Source organism: Mesorhizobium tianshanense (genome assembly GCF_007830515.1).
Taxonomy (GTDB): domain Bacteria; phylum Pseudomonadota; class Alphaproteobacteria; order Rhizobiales; family Rhizobiaceae; genus Mesorhizobium; species Mesorhizobium tianshanense.
Genome location: NZ_VLKT01000004.1, coordinates 188,328 through 202,604 on the forward strand (window position 1 = coordinate 188,328; position 14,277 = coordinate 202,604).

Annotated in this window: 16 protein-coding genes; 3 read left to right on the plus strand and 13 right to left on the minus strand. The window is 61.0% G+C overall.

What is annotated here, in order from left to right; genetic code table 11:
• The 5 genes from IQ26_RS04825 to IQ26_RS04845 all read right to left on the minus strand — a co-directional run bounded on the left by IQ26_RS04825 (nucleotide 1) and on the right by IQ26_RS04845 (nucleotide 4,157).
• Nucleotides 1-864, minus strand: a complete 864-nt coding sequence (locus tag IQ26_RS04825) for an amino acid ABC transporter ATP-binding protein (RefSeq protein WP_145714411.1) — start codon at nucleotides 862-864, stop codon at nucleotides 1-3.
• A complete protein-coding gene (locus tag IQ26_RS04830; protein ID WP_145714414.1) occupies nucleotides 861-1,517 on the minus strand; it encodes an amino acid ABC transporter permease in 657 nt (218 codons plus the stop codon). Before IQ26_RS04830 ends, IQ26_RS04825 begins: the two co-directional genes overlap by 4 nt.
• Nucleotides 1,518-1,608: 91 nt before the next feature.
• Complete coding sequence (locus tag IQ26_RS04835) at nucleotides 1,609-2,451, minus strand: transporter substrate-binding domain-containing protein (RefSeq protein ID WP_145714416.1); 843 nt, start codon at nucleotides 2,449-2,451, stop codon at nucleotides 1,609-1,611.
• Nucleotides 2,452-2,480: 29 nt separating this feature from the next.
• Nucleotides 2,481-3,473 carry a proline racemase family protein gene (locus IQ26_RS04840; RefSeq protein ID WP_145714418.1) on the minus strand — a complete coding sequence of 331 codons (993 nt, stop codon included), beginning with the start codon at nucleotides 3,471-3,473 and terminating at the stop codon, nucleotides 2,481-2,483.
• 3 nt (nucleotides 3,474-3,476) lie between these two features.
• Nucleotides 3,477-4,157 (minus strand): GntR family transcriptional regulator, encoded by a 681-nt coding sequence (locus IQ26_RS04845; RefSeq protein ID WP_145714420.1) that lies wholly within the window; start codon nucleotides 4,155-4,157, stop codon nucleotides 3,477-3,479.
• A 108-nt stretch (nucleotides 4,158-4,265) separates the two neighbouring features.
• On the opposite strand from IQ26_RS04845, the gene IQ26_RS04850 reads away from it, so the two are divergent.
• A complete protein-coding gene (locus IQ26_RS04850; RefSeq protein ID WP_145714422.1) occupies nucleotides 4,266-5,696 on the plus strand; it encodes an NAD-dependent succinate-semialdehyde dehydrogenase in 1,431 nt (476 codons plus the stop codon).
• Between the two features lie 302 nt (nucleotides 5,697-5,998).
• A complete protein-coding gene (locus tag IQ26_RS04855) occupies nucleotides 5,999-7,018 on the plus strand; it encodes an LLM class flavin-dependent oxidoreductase (RefSeq protein WP_145714425.1) in 1,020 nt (339 codons plus the stop codon).
• A gap of 39 nt (nucleotides 7,019-7,057) precedes the next feature.
• Here the strand turns inward: IQ26_RS04855 and IQ26_RS04860 are convergent, their stop codons facing one another.
• The 5 genes from IQ26_RS04860 to IQ26_RS04880 all read right to left on the minus strand — a co-directional run bounded on the left by IQ26_RS04860 (nucleotide 7,058) and on the right by IQ26_RS04880 (nucleotide 10,321).
• Nucleotides 7,058-7,576 carry an RES family NAD+ phosphorylase gene (locus IQ26_RS04860; RefSeq protein WP_145714428.1) on the minus strand — a complete coding sequence of 173 codons (519 nt, stop codon included), beginning with the start codon at nucleotides 7,574-7,576 and terminating at the stop codon, nucleotides 7,058-7,060.
• A complete protein-coding gene (locus tag IQ26_RS04865) occupies nucleotides 7,573-7,962 on the minus strand; it encodes an MbcA/ParS/Xre antitoxin family protein (RefSeq protein ID WP_145714430.1) in 390 nt (129 codons plus the stop codon). Before IQ26_RS04865 ends, IQ26_RS04860 begins: the two co-directional genes overlap by 4 nt.
• Before the next feature lie 235 nt (nucleotides 7,963-8,197).
• Nucleotides 8,198-8,623, minus strand: a complete 426-nt coding sequence (locus tag IQ26_RS04870) for a YybH family protein (protein WP_145714432.1) — start codon at nucleotides 8,621-8,623, stop codon at nucleotides 8,198-8,200.
• A gap of 194 nt (nucleotides 8,624-8,817) precedes the next feature.
• A complete protein-coding gene (locus IQ26_RS04875) occupies nucleotides 8,818-9,378 on the minus strand; it encodes a GNAT family N-acetyltransferase (protein WP_162457863.1) in 561 nt (186 codons plus the stop codon).
• 10 nt (nucleotides 9,379-9,388) lie between these two features.
• Nucleotides 9,389-10,321, minus strand: a complete 933-nt coding sequence (locus tag IQ26_RS04880; protein ID WP_162457864.1) for a molybdopterin-dependent oxidoreductase — start codon at nucleotides 10,319-10,321, stop codon at nucleotides 9,389-9,391.
• Nucleotides 10,322-10,523: 202 nt separating this feature from the next.
• Here IQ26_RS04880 and IQ26_RS04885 point away from each other — a divergent pair, with 202 nt between their 5' ends.
• Nucleotides 10,524-11,417, plus strand: a complete 894-nt coding sequence (locus tag IQ26_RS04885) for a LysR family transcriptional regulator (protein WP_145714438.1) — start codon at nucleotides 10,524-10,526, stop codon at nucleotides 11,415-11,417.
• Between the two features lie 281 nt (nucleotides 11,418-11,698).
• On the opposite strand, the gene phnE is transcribed toward IQ26_RS04885, so the two are convergent.
• The 3 genes from phnE to IQ26_RS04900 form a co-directional block, all read right to left on the minus strand.
• Nucleotides 11,699-12,493, minus strand: coding sequence for a phosphonate ABC transporter, permease protein PhnE (gene phnE, locus IQ26_RS04890; RefSeq protein WP_145714440.1), 795 nt, complete (start codon nucleotides 12,491-12,493; stop codon nucleotides 11,699-11,701).
• Nucleotides 12,486-13,235: a phosphonate ABC transporter ATP-binding protein gene (locus IQ26_RS04895; protein WP_145714442.1), complete on the minus strand. Its 750-nt coding sequence runs from the start codon at nucleotides 13,233-13,235 to the stop codon at nucleotides 12,486-12,488. The genes phnE and IQ26_RS04895 overlap by 8 nt, the downstream gene beginning before the upstream one ends.
• Nucleotides 13,236-13,331: 96 nt before the next feature.
• Nucleotides 13,332-14,189: a PhnD/SsuA/transferrin family substrate-binding protein gene (locus tag IQ26_RS04900; protein ID WP_145714445.1), complete on the minus strand. Its 858-nt coding sequence runs from the start codon at nucleotides 14,187-14,189 to the stop codon at nucleotides 13,332-13,334.
• Between the last annotated feature and the right edge of the window lie 88 nt (nucleotides 14,190-14,277).

Genomic DNA, 14,277 nt, shown 5'->3' on the forward strand with positions numbered 1-14,277 from the left:
TCAACACGCCTTTTCGGCCTGACGCGCCTCGAGGAATGGGCGAAGCAGATCCGCCGATTCATGGAAGCGTCCGACAAAACTTTTGAGGCGCGGATGTTCGGGATGCAGCAGCACCTTGGATGGTGGCCCCTGCTCCGCGACCAGCCCCTGGTCGAGGAACACCACCCGATCAGCGACCTCGAAGGCAAAGCCCAGTTCGTGGGTGACGATCACCATGGTCATGCCGCTCTTCGCCAGTTCGACCATCGCCTTCATCACTTCACCGACCAGTTCGGGATCGAGCGCCGAGGTCGGCTCGTCGAACAGCATCACCTTCGGCTGCATGGCCATTGCCCTAGCTATCGCCACGCGCTGCTGCTGGCCGCCGGAGAGCTGGCGGGGATATTTTTCCACATGCTGCGCCAGACCCATCAGGTCGAGAAGCTTCAGCGCGGTTTGGCGAGCCTGTTCCTTCGGCTCCTTCTTGACGATGACCGGGCCTTCCATGACGTTTTCGAGCGCGGTCATGTGCGGGAAGAGATTGAACTGCTGGAACACCATGCCGGTCTTCGAGCGTATCCGGTTGACTTCCTGGTTGGGGATCGGGGTGCCGTTCTTGCCATCGGCTTGCCTGTGAAACAGAACCTCGTCGTCGATGACGATGCTGCCGCTGGTCGGTGTGTTCAGCAGGTTGATGCAGCGCAGCAGCGATGTCTTGCCCGATCCGCTGGCGCCGATCAGCACGACCACCTCGCCTTCGACAACCGAGAGGTCGATACCGTTCAATACGCGCTTGTCCCCGAACTTAAGGCAGATGCGATCCAGCCGCAGCACGGAAGTTTTGCCCTTCTCCGGCGTGGGAGCGTTCGATTGGGTGGTGCTCATTTCGCGCTAGCCCCGCTCTTTTCAAGTTTCCTGGACAGCAGCGTCAGCGGGATCAGGATGATCAGGAAGATGACGCCGACGGCGGTATAAACCTCCATCGGCCGATAGGTGAAACTGCTGATGTAGCTGGCCTGATAGAGAAGGTCCGGGACCGTTATCATCGACAGAAGCGTCGTGTTCTTCATCTGGATGATCGACTGACCGGCCAGCGGCGGGATCATCTTTCGAAAGGCCTGCGGCAGGATAATTCTACGCATACGCTGGCCATAGGACATGCCGATCGCGGTCGCCGCGTCGGTCTGGCCCGGATCGACCGACTGGACGCCGGCGCGCAGGATCTCGGCATAGAAGGACGCCACGTAGCAGCTGAGGCCGATGAAGCCGGCCCAGAATTTGGTGACATTGATGCCGGCGAAGATCGGGAAGGCGTAGTAGACCCACAACAGCGTGACGAGCAGCGGAATGTTGCGGAAGAATTCGACATAGGCCTGGCCGAGCAAGACCAGCGGCCGGAACGTGCTCAGTTGGATAAGCCCGACGAAGAGCCCCAGCACCAGGCCCGCGCCGATCGTGATCACCGTGAAGTAGAGCGTCATCAGGAGGCCCTGCCACAGCAACCCGATGTTGTTGGTTATGACCGTATAGTCGAACATAGTGTCCTCACTGGTGCGGTGCACGTCCAGCTGGGGAGACGCGCCAGTGGAGGCCTGACCGCCGCGTCACGCTGCGGCCAGGCTGTTGCGATCAGAAGCTGAAGCCTGCCGGAAGGATCGACAGATCGATGCCGCGGGCCTCCCAGGCGCGGGCAAGCTTGCCCTGGGCGAGGCCGAGCGAACGCTCCTGCAGGATCCAGTTGGTCAGGAAGTTGATGAAGCCGGCATTGCCGGGCTTGCGCGCAACGGCAAGCGTTGCCGGATTGCGCAGGATCGGCTCAGGAAGGGAGACATTGCCGATCTTCTGGTTGGTGATCTGCAGCGCATCGAAAATGGAAAAGACTACGCCATCGGCACGGCCAGCCTGGAGTTCCATCAGCGCCAGCCCGCGATCTTCCACCGGCGTGATCTTCGCCTTCGGCAACAGGGCTTCGGCAACGACCTGCATCGTGCTGCCCTTCTGCACGACGACGGTCTTGTCTGACGAGTTGAGTTCGGCCCAGGTCTTGACCGGCTTGTCGGGAGGCGTCAGCACGGCCCAGGCGTCGGTGAACAGCGGCTCCCACAGATAGTCGACGACGAGTCCGCGCTTCGGGTTCGGATTCACGCCGATGGCGATGTCGATCTTGTTGGACTGGAAGTCGGCCGCCAGATTGCCCCAGGTCGTCTCGACAGGCTCGAGCTTGACGCCGAGTTGGGTGGCGATCTCACCCAGGAACTCGTAGTAGAAGCCGCTCCACTGCCCCGTGGCCGGATCCTTGATATAGCCCGGCTCCTCGCCGGTCATGACCGGAACTTTGAGAACACCGCTGGCGCGGATCTGGTCGATGACAGCAGATGGATTGTCGTCCGCCGAGGCGGCGACAGGCGCCGACAGCAGGCCGAGGCCGATGGTCAAGGCGGCTATGAACGTATGAATGACTGTGAGTTTCATTTCATTCCCCTTTCTGAGTTATTGGCTGATTAGCGGCATAAGAATCCCTGCGAGAGAGGATCGTCTTTCTCGAAGTAGATGGTCTGGGTAGAGGTGATGAAGGCGGCGCCTTCGATCCCGACAATCATCGCTTCCCGGCCTTCGACCTGGGCGCGGCCTTGCAGGCGCGCTTCGAACGGAACGCCGAGGATGTTCCTGGCATGGTAAGTCTGGTCGGGGCTGATCAGCCCCTTCTGCAGCAGATAAGTCAGTCGTGCCGAGGTCCCAGTGCCACAGGGCGATCTGTCGAACTTGTTTGATTCCAGCACCAGGAAATGCGTCGCGGAGCTTTCGCTGGTGGCATCGTAGAAGAGCACGCTCGGCGCGGCGGCGCCTGCGAACAGCGGCATGTCCTGCGTTGCCGCCTTGATCGCGTCCTTGATCCTGGCGCCGGCCTGCATCAAAGCCGATGCGCTGTCCGGGAGGAGCTTGAATCCGAGTGAAGCCGCGTCCACCAGCGCGTACCACATGCCGGCATAGACGATGGCGGCGTCGACATTGCCGACACCCTCGACAACAACGCTCAGATGCTCGAGCCCGACATAGCTTGGAACATTGGCAATGCGCGCCCGGTCGAGCGAACCGTCTTCGTTCCAGTTGAGATGAACCGTTACGATCCCGGCCGGCGTTTCCAGCGTGAAACTGTCGCCTGTCGTCGCACTGATCTGACCGGTGAAGGCCAGCGTCCTGGCAAAGCCGATCGTGCCATGACCGCACATGTCGAGATAGACATAGGACGAGATGAAGAATGCGCCGTAGTCGGCGACATCCGAGGCAACCGGCACCAGACCGACCATGGCGGCATGACCACGCGGCTCATGCAGCAATGCCGGGCGAAGATGGTCGAAACGTTGACGAAAATGGTCCCGCTTCTCCCGCACGCTCGAACCAATGAGCTTCGGGACGCCGCTCAATATGACTCGCGTTGGGTGACCGGCCGTATGGGAATCGATGACGCTGAAGGCTGATGAGAACGCAGACACGAACTAGCCCTCTCCGAAGGCATCGCGAATGCCGGCCCGCATGCTCTGCCAGATTTCCCGAATGAGGTTTTCGGTCATCGCCTTGGCACTTTCGCCATCGCCTTCGGTGATCGCGTCATAGATGCGCGCCGTATCATCTAGCGAGAGCTGGATGATCTTGGGATCCTGCTCATAGGCGTGATAGCGATACCGCAGGGCCTGCTTTTCCAACCCGCCGAGCAGGCGCGTCAGGGTCTTGTTGCCGGCTAGGGTGTAGGTCAGGAAAGAACCGCGCACGTCGACGATGAAGAACTGCCGCGCATCGTTTCGGGCCTGAGCCAACTTCAGCTCCGACAGCAGGTTCTTAAACTCGGCCTTCTTTTCGATGTCGGCGGATTCGGCGGCCTGTTTGGCAACCAACCCCTCAAGCTCGATCCGACAGGTATAGACCTCATCGAAATCGCGCTGCGACATCGGCGAGACCCAGATGCCGCGCCTGGCCTCGCGCATCACAAGACCGTCCCGCTCGAGCAGCCTCAGCGCCTCGCGTACCGGTGACCGGCTGACGCCGTAACGCGCGGCGACCATCTCCTCGGTCAATCGCTCCCGGGACTTGAGGCGACCGAAGATAATCTCCTCTTCCAGCATCTCGGCGAGATTCTCAGGGATGGCGACCGATAACTTTTGGATGCGCGCTAAAATCATGTCGACACCATACTGTATACAATGTACTGGTCAAGCCATCGCGGAAATTTTCGACGTGCACTGCCGGCGGCTTTTCCGTGGGACCGCCGGGCTAGAAAGGGCCAGGACATGTATCCAGAGACGATCGAGTTGTTGATTGACGGCGCGTGGTGCCAGGGGTCGGACGGCAAGTCCGAACCGTTGATCAATCCCGCCACCGAAGAGGTGCTGGCAACCGTGCCGCACGCTACGGCGGCCGATCTCGACCGCGCTCTTGCGGCCTCAGCCAAAGGCTTCAAGCTATGGAAGGCCATGACCGCGATGCAGCGCTGGGCGATCATGAACAAGGCCGCCGACCTGATCGAGCAGCGCAAGGATACCATCGCCCGTATATTGACGATGGAAAACGGCAAGGCGCTGGTCGAGGCCACGGGCGAGGTGCAGTTCGCCGCCGATGCGACCCGCTGGTATGCGGAAGAAGGCAAGCGCGCCTACGGGCGCATCGTCCCTGCCCGGCTGCCCGGCGTGCGGCAGATGGTCTTCAAGGAGCCGGTTGGTCCCGTCGTTGCGTTCGCGGCCTGGAACTTTCCGGCCAGCAATGTCATCCGCAAGATTTCAGGCGCACTCGGCGCCGGCTGTTCGATCATCCTGAAGCCGGCGGAGGAAACGCCCGGAACCGCCGTGGCCATCGCCCACTGTTTCCAGGACGCCGGTCTTCCGGCAGGCGTTCTCAACATCGTGTTCGGCGAGCCTGCGCGGGTCTCGTCCTATCTTATCGCCTCGCCGATCCCGAAGAAGGTCTCGCTGACCGGCTCGACTGCGGTTGGAAAGCTGCTGCAGAAACAGGCGGCGGACACGTTGAAGCGCTGCACCATGGAGCTTGGCGGTCACGCCCCTGTCATCGTCTATGAGGATGCCGATCTCGATAAGACGCTTGATACGGTCGTCGCATTCAAGTTCCGCAATGCCGGTCAGGTATGCACCTCGCCGACCCGCTTCTACGTGCATGAGGCTGTCTATGGCCGCTTCATCAAGGGCTTCGCAGCCCGCGCCGAAAAGCTCAGAGTTGGGGACGGCCTCGACACCAGCGCGCAAATGGGCCCGATGATTGCGCCTCGGCGGCTCGACGCCATGGACGCTTTCGTCAGCGACGCAACGGCGAAAGGCTCGACCGTCGTCACTGGCGGCAATCGTATCGGTAACAAGGGCTACTTCTACGCACCGACATTGCTGAAAGACGTACCGGATACGGCGCGTATCATGTCTGAGGAGCCGTTCGGGCCAATCGCGCCGACGACCACTTTCTCAACCTTCGACGACATGATCGAGCGGGCAAACTCGCTGCGTTACGGCTTGGCTTCTTTTGTCTTCACCCGCAATCTAAGCCTCGCCCAGAAGACCGAGGCGGCAGTTGAAGCCGGCATGGTCGGCGTCAACCATATGATGGTGTCGACACCGGAAACACCGTTCGGTGGCTTCAATGAATCCGGCTATGGCTCGGAGAGCGGGATCGAAGGGCTTGACGCCTATCTGCGGACAAAATTTGTGACGGAGATGTAGAGTGAGGCGCGAAGTTGCTTCGGTAGCGGCGCCACCTCCACTGCCAAGCATTGGTGCGCTTGAACCGGCTTGATCGCTGGAAGATGGCGCGACCGATACCGATCTCCTTGTCCCCAAGCGTGGGCTCATCATCAGGCTGATTGTCCATTAGAAAATCCGCATCAATCTCACCAAGGAGAGGGGCTGCAGCAAAAAACCCTCTCCTGCCCTTCTCTGCATCTTTCAGCCCCGAATTCGGTGTAGCGCGCCAACGGTTTCGTAACTAGATAACGCGAACACCTCTCACCTGACGCGGCGGCCTCATGAAGAAGATCGGTTTTCTGTCGTTCGGACACTGGGCGCCCTCGCCCCAGTCGCAGACGCGGTCTGCATCCGACGCACTCCTGCAGTCCATTGAGCTTGCCGTGGCTGCCGAGGAACTGGGCGCGGATGGGGCGTACTTTCGCGTGCATCACTTTGCCCGTCAACTCGGCTCGCCGTTCCCGCTGCTGGCGGCCGCCGGCGCCAAGACTCGTAGGATCGAGATCGGCACGGCCGTCATCGACATGCGCTACGAGAACCCGCTCTACATGGCCGAGGACGCGGGCGCTGCCGACCTGATCGCCGGCGGGCGTTTGCAGTTGGGCATCAGCCGCGGCTCGCCCGAGCAGGTGATCGACGGATGGCGCTACTTCGGCTACGCCCCGCAAGAGGGCGAGAGCGATGCCGACATGGCCCGGCGACACACGCAGGTGCTGCTCGAGGTCTTGCGCGGCAAAGGCTTTGCCCAGCCCAATCCGCGGCCGATGTTTCCCAATCCTCCCGGCCTGCTTCGGGTCGAGCCGCACTCGGAGGGTCTGCGCGACAGGATCTGGTGGGGCGCCGCCACCAATGCCACCGCGGAATGGGCGGCGAAATCAGGAATGAACCTGCAGAGCTCCACGCTCAAGTTCGACGAGAGCGGAAAACCCTTTCACATCCAGCAGGCCGACCAGATCCGGGCTTTTCGTGCGGCCTGGACGGCGGCCGGTCACGAACGCGAGCCGCGCGTGTCCGTGAGCCGTAGCATCTTCGCGTTGGTCGACGATCGCGACCGCGCCTATTTCGGCAGCAGTGAGAGCGAGGATCATTTCGGCTACATCGAAGCGGACACGCGCGCCGTGTTCGGCCGCACCTATGCCGCCGAGCCGGACGTCCTCATCGAGGAACTGAAGAAGGACGACGCCATCATGGAGGCAGACACGCTGCTGCTCACCGTCCCCAACCAGCTCGGCGTCGACTACAATGCCCATGTCATCGAAGCGATCCTGACCCATATCGCCCCGGCCTTGGGTTGGCGCTGACACCTCGGCCGAAAACGCCCCTGCCCTTCCGCGAATGCTTTATCGCCATGACAGTTGGTCCTTTGGCAGCCGGCCGCTCGGGTCGAATACAGTTACCCTGTGCGGAAGATCCGGACCCCAGTCCCAAAGCACCAGGTTGCGATCCTCCGTCTCGGCACCCGGGGCAAAACTCGGAACCAGAATACCAGCAATGCCTTGAGGCCGCAGTCGGTCATGGATGGACCATGACGCTGGGCGATTTCCATCGCTGAGAGCCGTCGCCCAGGCGCAGGCCATGTCCTCGAGCGTGACGGAGAATTCTCCCCTTCCTTGCTCTATCGTCAGGTCCGCAACGTCGTCGCAATCGACTTCGTAGGAGCACAGCACGCAAGGGTCGATCCGATGTGCGAAACCCTGGTTGGCTTCCTTGACCGCTGTCATGACGGTCAACGCCAGATAAAGTGCCGGCACACCTTTGGGATTGAACCGGGCGCCTCTGATTGCCGCCCCGTCACCGGAAGTGGGCTTGAAAGACCAACGTGGATCGTGCGCCCTGTAGCAGGTTCTGACAAACCTCAAGCAAAGCCACCAACGGCCATATGATCGAGATAATCGCGGACCGCAGCGGCCTTGCCCTCCTTCACCAGCGCTTCAGCGGTGCGTCCGCCAAATGCTGGAAGCGGCTGAGCCCGATACCAGGCCATCGCCTGTTCCTTGCCGCCCGCCCAGTCCATTACGCGGCTGATGATCTCGAGCATTTCACGTAGACGTCCCTGTGTCTTTGCCGTCCTGCTGCGCTCCGACCGATAGAGGGTCTCGCGAGCAAGGCCCGCGGTCTGGGCCAGCTGGCCCTTGGACATGCCAAAACCGTCCGCAACCTGTTCGATGGCAATTTTCCCGACCCGGTCCATATAGGACAAGATGAGAGGTTCATTCAGCCCGGGTATCTTTAGTGCCTGACCCATAGGATGCGCTCCGCCATATAGATAGCTATATTTCTTGTGCAAAAAATATGGCACATGTCGATGACTTTCAAGTCCGAAATCGAAACCAATCCCGGCCTGGCACTATCTGGCACTATAATGTACGCAAGCAAATGTGCTGCGGTGTGAAGATGGTCGCCAAAGCGCCTCCTCGCGGTACGGTAACTTCTCCGGGGGTACGCGGCGAACAACGCCCTCTCCTTCCCACCGGGCTTCCTTATTTGGTCGCAGGCGGAGCTTCGACCGCCCAGGAAGGATCGGCGCCGAAGGGATGGTCAATGAAGTAGGCCCAAGTGGTGTCAGGCAGCTTCCGATGCACCTCCATCCCGTGATGATGCACTTCGATCGGCCTGCGCTGGTCGTCCTCACCCCTGATGAGCCACTGCGAACGGGTCATGGCGAAGCCTCCTGACACCGTGGTGTGATGCGTGACAACGTCCATGTGAGGCTTCATGCCGATATAGGCGGCCATCGTCTCGCGGATGCCGTCGCGCCCACGCGCTGTCCTGGTACCACCATGGACTTGATCGACCTGAACGATCGACACATCTGGATGATACATCGCAGCAGCGGCTTCGACGTCCTGGGCATTGAAAGCTCGCGCCAGCCAAAGATTGCAGAGTTCAGGAGAAGGTGCACCCATTTCAGGCTCCTTATTGCTCGACAACGTTAGACCTGGCCAACTCCCGTCGGGCTCGTTGGCAATCGCCGATCGGTTGAGGTTGGCGTCTCACAGCTCGAGTTAGGATCCATGGGCATCGGAACAACGGACGGAAGCTGCGAGACAGCATCTCGGAAAGCGAGATGCTCCATACCGTTCCAACAGTGGTCGGACCTTTATCGATCAGGGCTGTCGACATGCTGTAGCGGCAATAGGTAAGCGATGACCGTTTGATCGCCGAGGGCCGGGTCAAAGCCGATAATATCAGATGCGAACAGGTCATAGGAGGGGCGCCTCTGGAAGCCGAGGTTCTCATACAGCGTGCATGCCGGCGTCATGAACGAGGCAGTGTGGAGCGCAAGGGCACCTGCGCCCTGCTGGCGGGCGCGCATCACGCACCATTCGCAAAGCGCGCGGCCATAGCCGCGGCCCTGCGCCGAGGGAGCAACCGCGAGGGTCCTGAGGCCTGCCAGCCCGGGAGGCCAGCCCATGTCTTCGTGGGAAGCCTCCGCGTAGTAGCTGACCGTCCCGACGAGCCGTCCTTGATGTTCGAGCACCGCCAGGCTCGCATCCTCCCATCGCCCCGCAAGATCGCAGGCATCGTTTACGTAAGGTTCAAAGATGTGCCGGGGCAGAGCGTGCCGGAACGATGCGAAGGCATCGGAGACCAGCGTGCTGATTTTATCCAGTTCCTCATGCCTTGCCAGGCGAACGCCCTGCTTCAAGGTGACCGGCATTAAATCTCCCTCACTCGACTGTGACGTGGACCGTATGTAGGGCGTTGCGCGCGCCGTTGTCCGGCTGGACGTTCCCATCCTCGTCCGCCGCCCGCACCCGCAACGCGATTTTCCCCGGAACATTCGGCCGCCACAAGAGGGAGAAACGCTGCCATGCCCAACCGCAGCGAGGTTCGAGGCTGGCCGCACGGTAGCTAGCGCCCCCGTCGAGACTGACCTCCACCAGTGCAGCGGGCCGAAAGGACCAGCCCCACCCCCACACCTGCGTTGGCTGGCCGCGGGCCAGGATCGCTCCCGGAGCCGGGGAAACGAGAACCGACTCCGGAGCAATCTCCCACACCGGGCGATGGAACAACCGGCCGTCGGCCGTTTCCACGACATCGTTGTAGAGCCTCGTGGTGAAGACACTGGTCGGCCGATCGGCTGCAAGATGCAGGCGCGAAAGCCATTTGACGCTGTTTGTGCCGTAATAGCCGGGAACGACAAGCCTGGCCGGGAAGCCATGTTCGGCCGGAAGCGGCGCGCCGTTGAGCTCATAGGCGACGAGCACGTCGCCTTGGGCCACGCGATCGAGCGGCAGATCTTTCACGTAAGCATCGACATGTGCACCCGCGATGTGGCCGTGATCGCAGCCGTAGGACCACAGGTATCTTGCTGACGGATCGACGTCCACGTCGCGCAGCAGTTCATCGAGGGCGACGCCGCCCCAGACGACGTTCGAGACACGCCTGGTCGGAACCTTCGGCTCCTGGGGGTTTCCACAGCATTGATGGACCGCCTCGACGGTCCTTTTCGGCCTTGCATTGAGATCGTCAAGCGACCAGGAGGCGACCCGCCCGACCATACCGTCGATGCCCAGGTGCCAGTCGGAGGCGTTGATCCGCGGAATGCCCAGATGCGCCAGGACGAACATGTCTTCGACGCTTGTAACGGCCTTGCGCATTTCGTGGGGCCGAAGCGGGATGCGCCTGACCCCGGTGGCCGGATCCATTAACGCTCTGGTCGGGGGCCCAGGACGTGGTTCCATCTGCATTCCCTTGCTCTTGCTGCATCACCGGCGATTGCAGAAAGGAAGTTGGCGCGCGGAACCATATCCGCCATAGTTGGCTTTGGTGATACAGCATGCCGCAAAGCGGAAAAGCGTGATGGAGCGACTAGATGATCTCCAGGCGTTTCTGGCCGTCGTAGAAAAGGGCAGCCAGGCGGCCGCCTCACGCCACCTGCGCCGGTCGCTGCAGTCCGTGAACCGGTCACTGTTGGCGCTCGAGAGCGCCGTTGGCGTCGAACTGGTCAAGCGGTCGACGCGAAAGTCGGAGCCGACCGCGGCCGGCCGAGCGTTTTACGAGCGCATCCAGCCGGCGTTCGCAGAGATCCTGCAGGCGCGAAACGAGGCCGCGGGCGCCAGGGATGAGATATCAGGCTTGCTGCGTGTCGGCGCGCCCGTGCTGTTCGCGTCATCATATGTCGGACCGGCGGTATGCGATTTCCTGCGCCTGTATCCCCGGGTCGAGGTCGAGCTGAAAGCCTCCGACGAACAGGTGGATCTGTTCGACGAAGGCCTCGACCTTACGGTCCGGATCGGCGAGTCCGCCAACGAGAACCTGATCGCGCGCCGCGTGAATTCAATGCGCGTCGTCACCTTCGGAGCCGAATCCTATTTCGCCAGGCACGGCCGGCCGAAGCGCCCACAGGACCTCGCCGAGCACAACTGCATTGTCCGGGCCGACCAGGGCATCTTCGATGAATGGCCTTTTTGTATCGAGGGCGATTTTCGGTCCGTTAGGGTGAGAGGTTGCCTGTGCACCAACAGCGCTGCGGTCACACGCACCGCGGCAAGCGAGGGAATCGGACTTGCGCGGCTCCCTTTTTGGCAAATCGCCGATCTCATCGAGCGGAAAACGGTGGAGATCGTCCTTGCGGAATTCGAGGCTGAAAGAATGCCTATCCAATTGCTTTGGCAACCCACACGAGTGCCTCTGCAACGAACCCGGCGGTTCGCGGATCTGCTCGCCGCCCGACTGAAGGCAGAGTTGTTTTGAAACTTGTGACCCAGAAACCCGCGACTCCACCCGATGCAGCCGCAACGACTTTCCGTCCGCCACATCCGCTGCTGCTACTCCCTCTCCCCCGCGCCTTCCATTTTCTGGCATCGGGCTCACCCAATTGTTGAGAATATCGGCACCGAGGGGTTAAACGGCAGGGGCCGTGCCAACGGCAATCTTGGTAGTGGGCTGTGGCGTAAATTGAGGGGGATCGGTAGCGCCGGTATCGCGCACCTTGATCAGCATCAACGCGCCCGCACCTCATGGCTGGCCTGCGACTACTGGACCTTCGAGCGCAAGCGATCCGTCACGAACTCCATCAACACCACGATGACGAAGATCACGAGAATAATGGTCGAGGCATTCTTGTACTGGAACAGGTCGAACGCGACTTTCAGTTCCTGGCCGATGCCGCCCGCTCCGACAAGGCCGAGAACAACGGACGAGCGCACTGCTTTTTCAAGCGCAAAGAGCGTGGTGTTTATCAGCGACGGCATGGCGTCAGGCAGGACGGCCCCGCACAGGACCGAAAACCGCCCGGCGCCGATTGCAAACAGCGCTTCCTGAGGTCTTTTGTCGGCATCCTCCATCGCCTCGGCGAAGAACCGCCCGCAAAAGCCGATCGTATCGACGATGATGGTCATCGTTCCGGCAACAGCCCCGAGACCAACGGCGGACACGAAAACAAGCGCCCAGACCAGGTCTGGAACGGTTCTGAACAACGAAACCAGCATCCTGGAAACATGCCGGAACGGGCCGATCGGGGTTATCTCCTTGGCCGAGAGCCAGGCAAAAGGCAGGCTCAGGACGACACCGATTGCCGTTCCCACGAGCGCGATCTGAAAGGTTTCGATCATGCGCCAGAACACGCGCAGGAGGAAATCCGGCTCGATGTTTGGAGGTATCATGCGGCCGACGAGATTGGCCATGCGGGGCACTCCGCCTGCCAATTGCTCAGGCGAAGGCGCAACCTGCCCGGCGGAAACGATCACGAGAGCCGCCAGAGCGACGGCGAAGCTGAAAGTGAGCGGCGAGACCGACGGAACCCGGCTCGGCGAAAGGCGGTCATGCATCGAAGACGTCTTTCAGATCAGCGCGGGTCACCTGCGCCGTTGGCCGGTCGAAGAAGATCCTGCCCGCCTTGAGCGCTATCATGCGATCGGAATAGTCGAGAGCATGTTCCATGTCGTGCGTGGTGTAGACCAAGGTAATTGCATGTTCCTGGGTGAGCTCGGAAAAAACGCGCATCACATCGTGTCCAGCCGCCGGATCGAGACTTGCCGCCGGTTCGTCCGCTATCAAAAGCTTCGGACGCCGTATCAGCGCCCGGGCGATCGCCACCCGCTGCGCCTGCCCTCCTGAAAGCGCGTCGGCGCGGGCGCCTGCCTTGCCGAGAAGCCGCACATCGGCGAGTGCCTGCATCGCCTCCTCGCGCCAGCGTTGCCTAGCGATGGAATGATGCCAGCCGCGCCAGCCGCCGGGCAGTCCGAGCTTCCCCTGCAAGACGTTTGTGAGAACGGATTGGCGGCTAACCAATCCGTGGTGCTGGAAGACAAATCCGATCTGCTTGCGTATGCGCCGCAGCTGGGCGGCGGATGGCGACGAGCGAAAACTTTCGCCGAGGGTGACGACCTCGCCGCCGCTCGACGGCAGAAGGCCGATAATGCATTTGAGCAGCGTGGATTTTCCAGCGCCGTTCGAGCCAATCAAGGCAACCCGTTCGCGCGATGCTATGTTGAGGCCGATATCGGAGAAAATGGCCTTTCCGTTCGCATAGCTCTTTGCAAGGTCGTGCGCGCGAATGATTGCTGTCATGGTAGACCTCTTGGCCCTGACCGGCCCAGACCGGGATTGCGAAGCAGGCCGGCGGTTAGCCGCCGGCCTTTGCGATGAAGCAAAAGGACGCAGGCCTCAGTTTACGAAGTCGGTAAGGGTCTCTATCCCGATCGTGCGATACATCGAGCGGACATAATCGTAGTCCGAATCCTTGACATCGGTCAGGAAGAAGCCGCCCTTGAATTTCTGGTTGTCTTCGCCGGTCAGGATCGCTTTCATCAGTTCGTTGCCGTTTTTCGCAAAGGCATCGCGGACCTTGACGAGCACGTCGTCTGAAATGTCCTTGCGAGCGACAAGGATGTCGTTTGGCAGATCGCGGCCACGTGCGACTACCGAGAAGGCGACGTCGGGGAACGCTTCACGGACCGAGTTCAGATAGCCGAAATTCAAGCCGATAGCGGCGATGTCGCCGCGGATGAGAGCCTCGGCCGCGATGTTGCGCGATATGATCACCGGTTCGTAATCGGTGGCGTATTTCAGGTTGAAATCGGCCAGCGCCTGCGCCGGGCCGAGGTGCTGAGAGGTGGAGCCGATCGAGCCGAATGCGACCTTCTTGCCCTTCAAGTCCTCAATCGAGCGGATCGGCCCATTCGCCAGTACGGCGATCTGAGCGAAATAATCGGGGCGCTGCCAGGCAACAACAATCTTCGGCTCGTCCAATTCCTTCATGATGACGTATTCAGCAGGACCGGTCAGGACAAGATCGACCTGCCCGGATTTCATGGCCTCGACGGCAGTGGTCCGCGAACTGACCGGAAACAGTTCGATGTCCAGGCCGGTCGCCTCTTCAAGAGCGGTCTGGAAAGCGCCGAATTCCTGCTGCAGAGCCTCCAGTCCCTCCATGTCGGTTACCGCGAATTTCACCGGTTCCGCAAAAGCTGGAAGGGCGGAAGCGAGCGTTATGGCGAGTGCGGTTGCGATGGTGCGGATCATCTTTTTTCCTTTGCTGTATAGACAGGAAACTGTTACCCGCTTACCCCTATACGCAGCAGATGACGTGCTCGTGACATTTCGTCGGCGC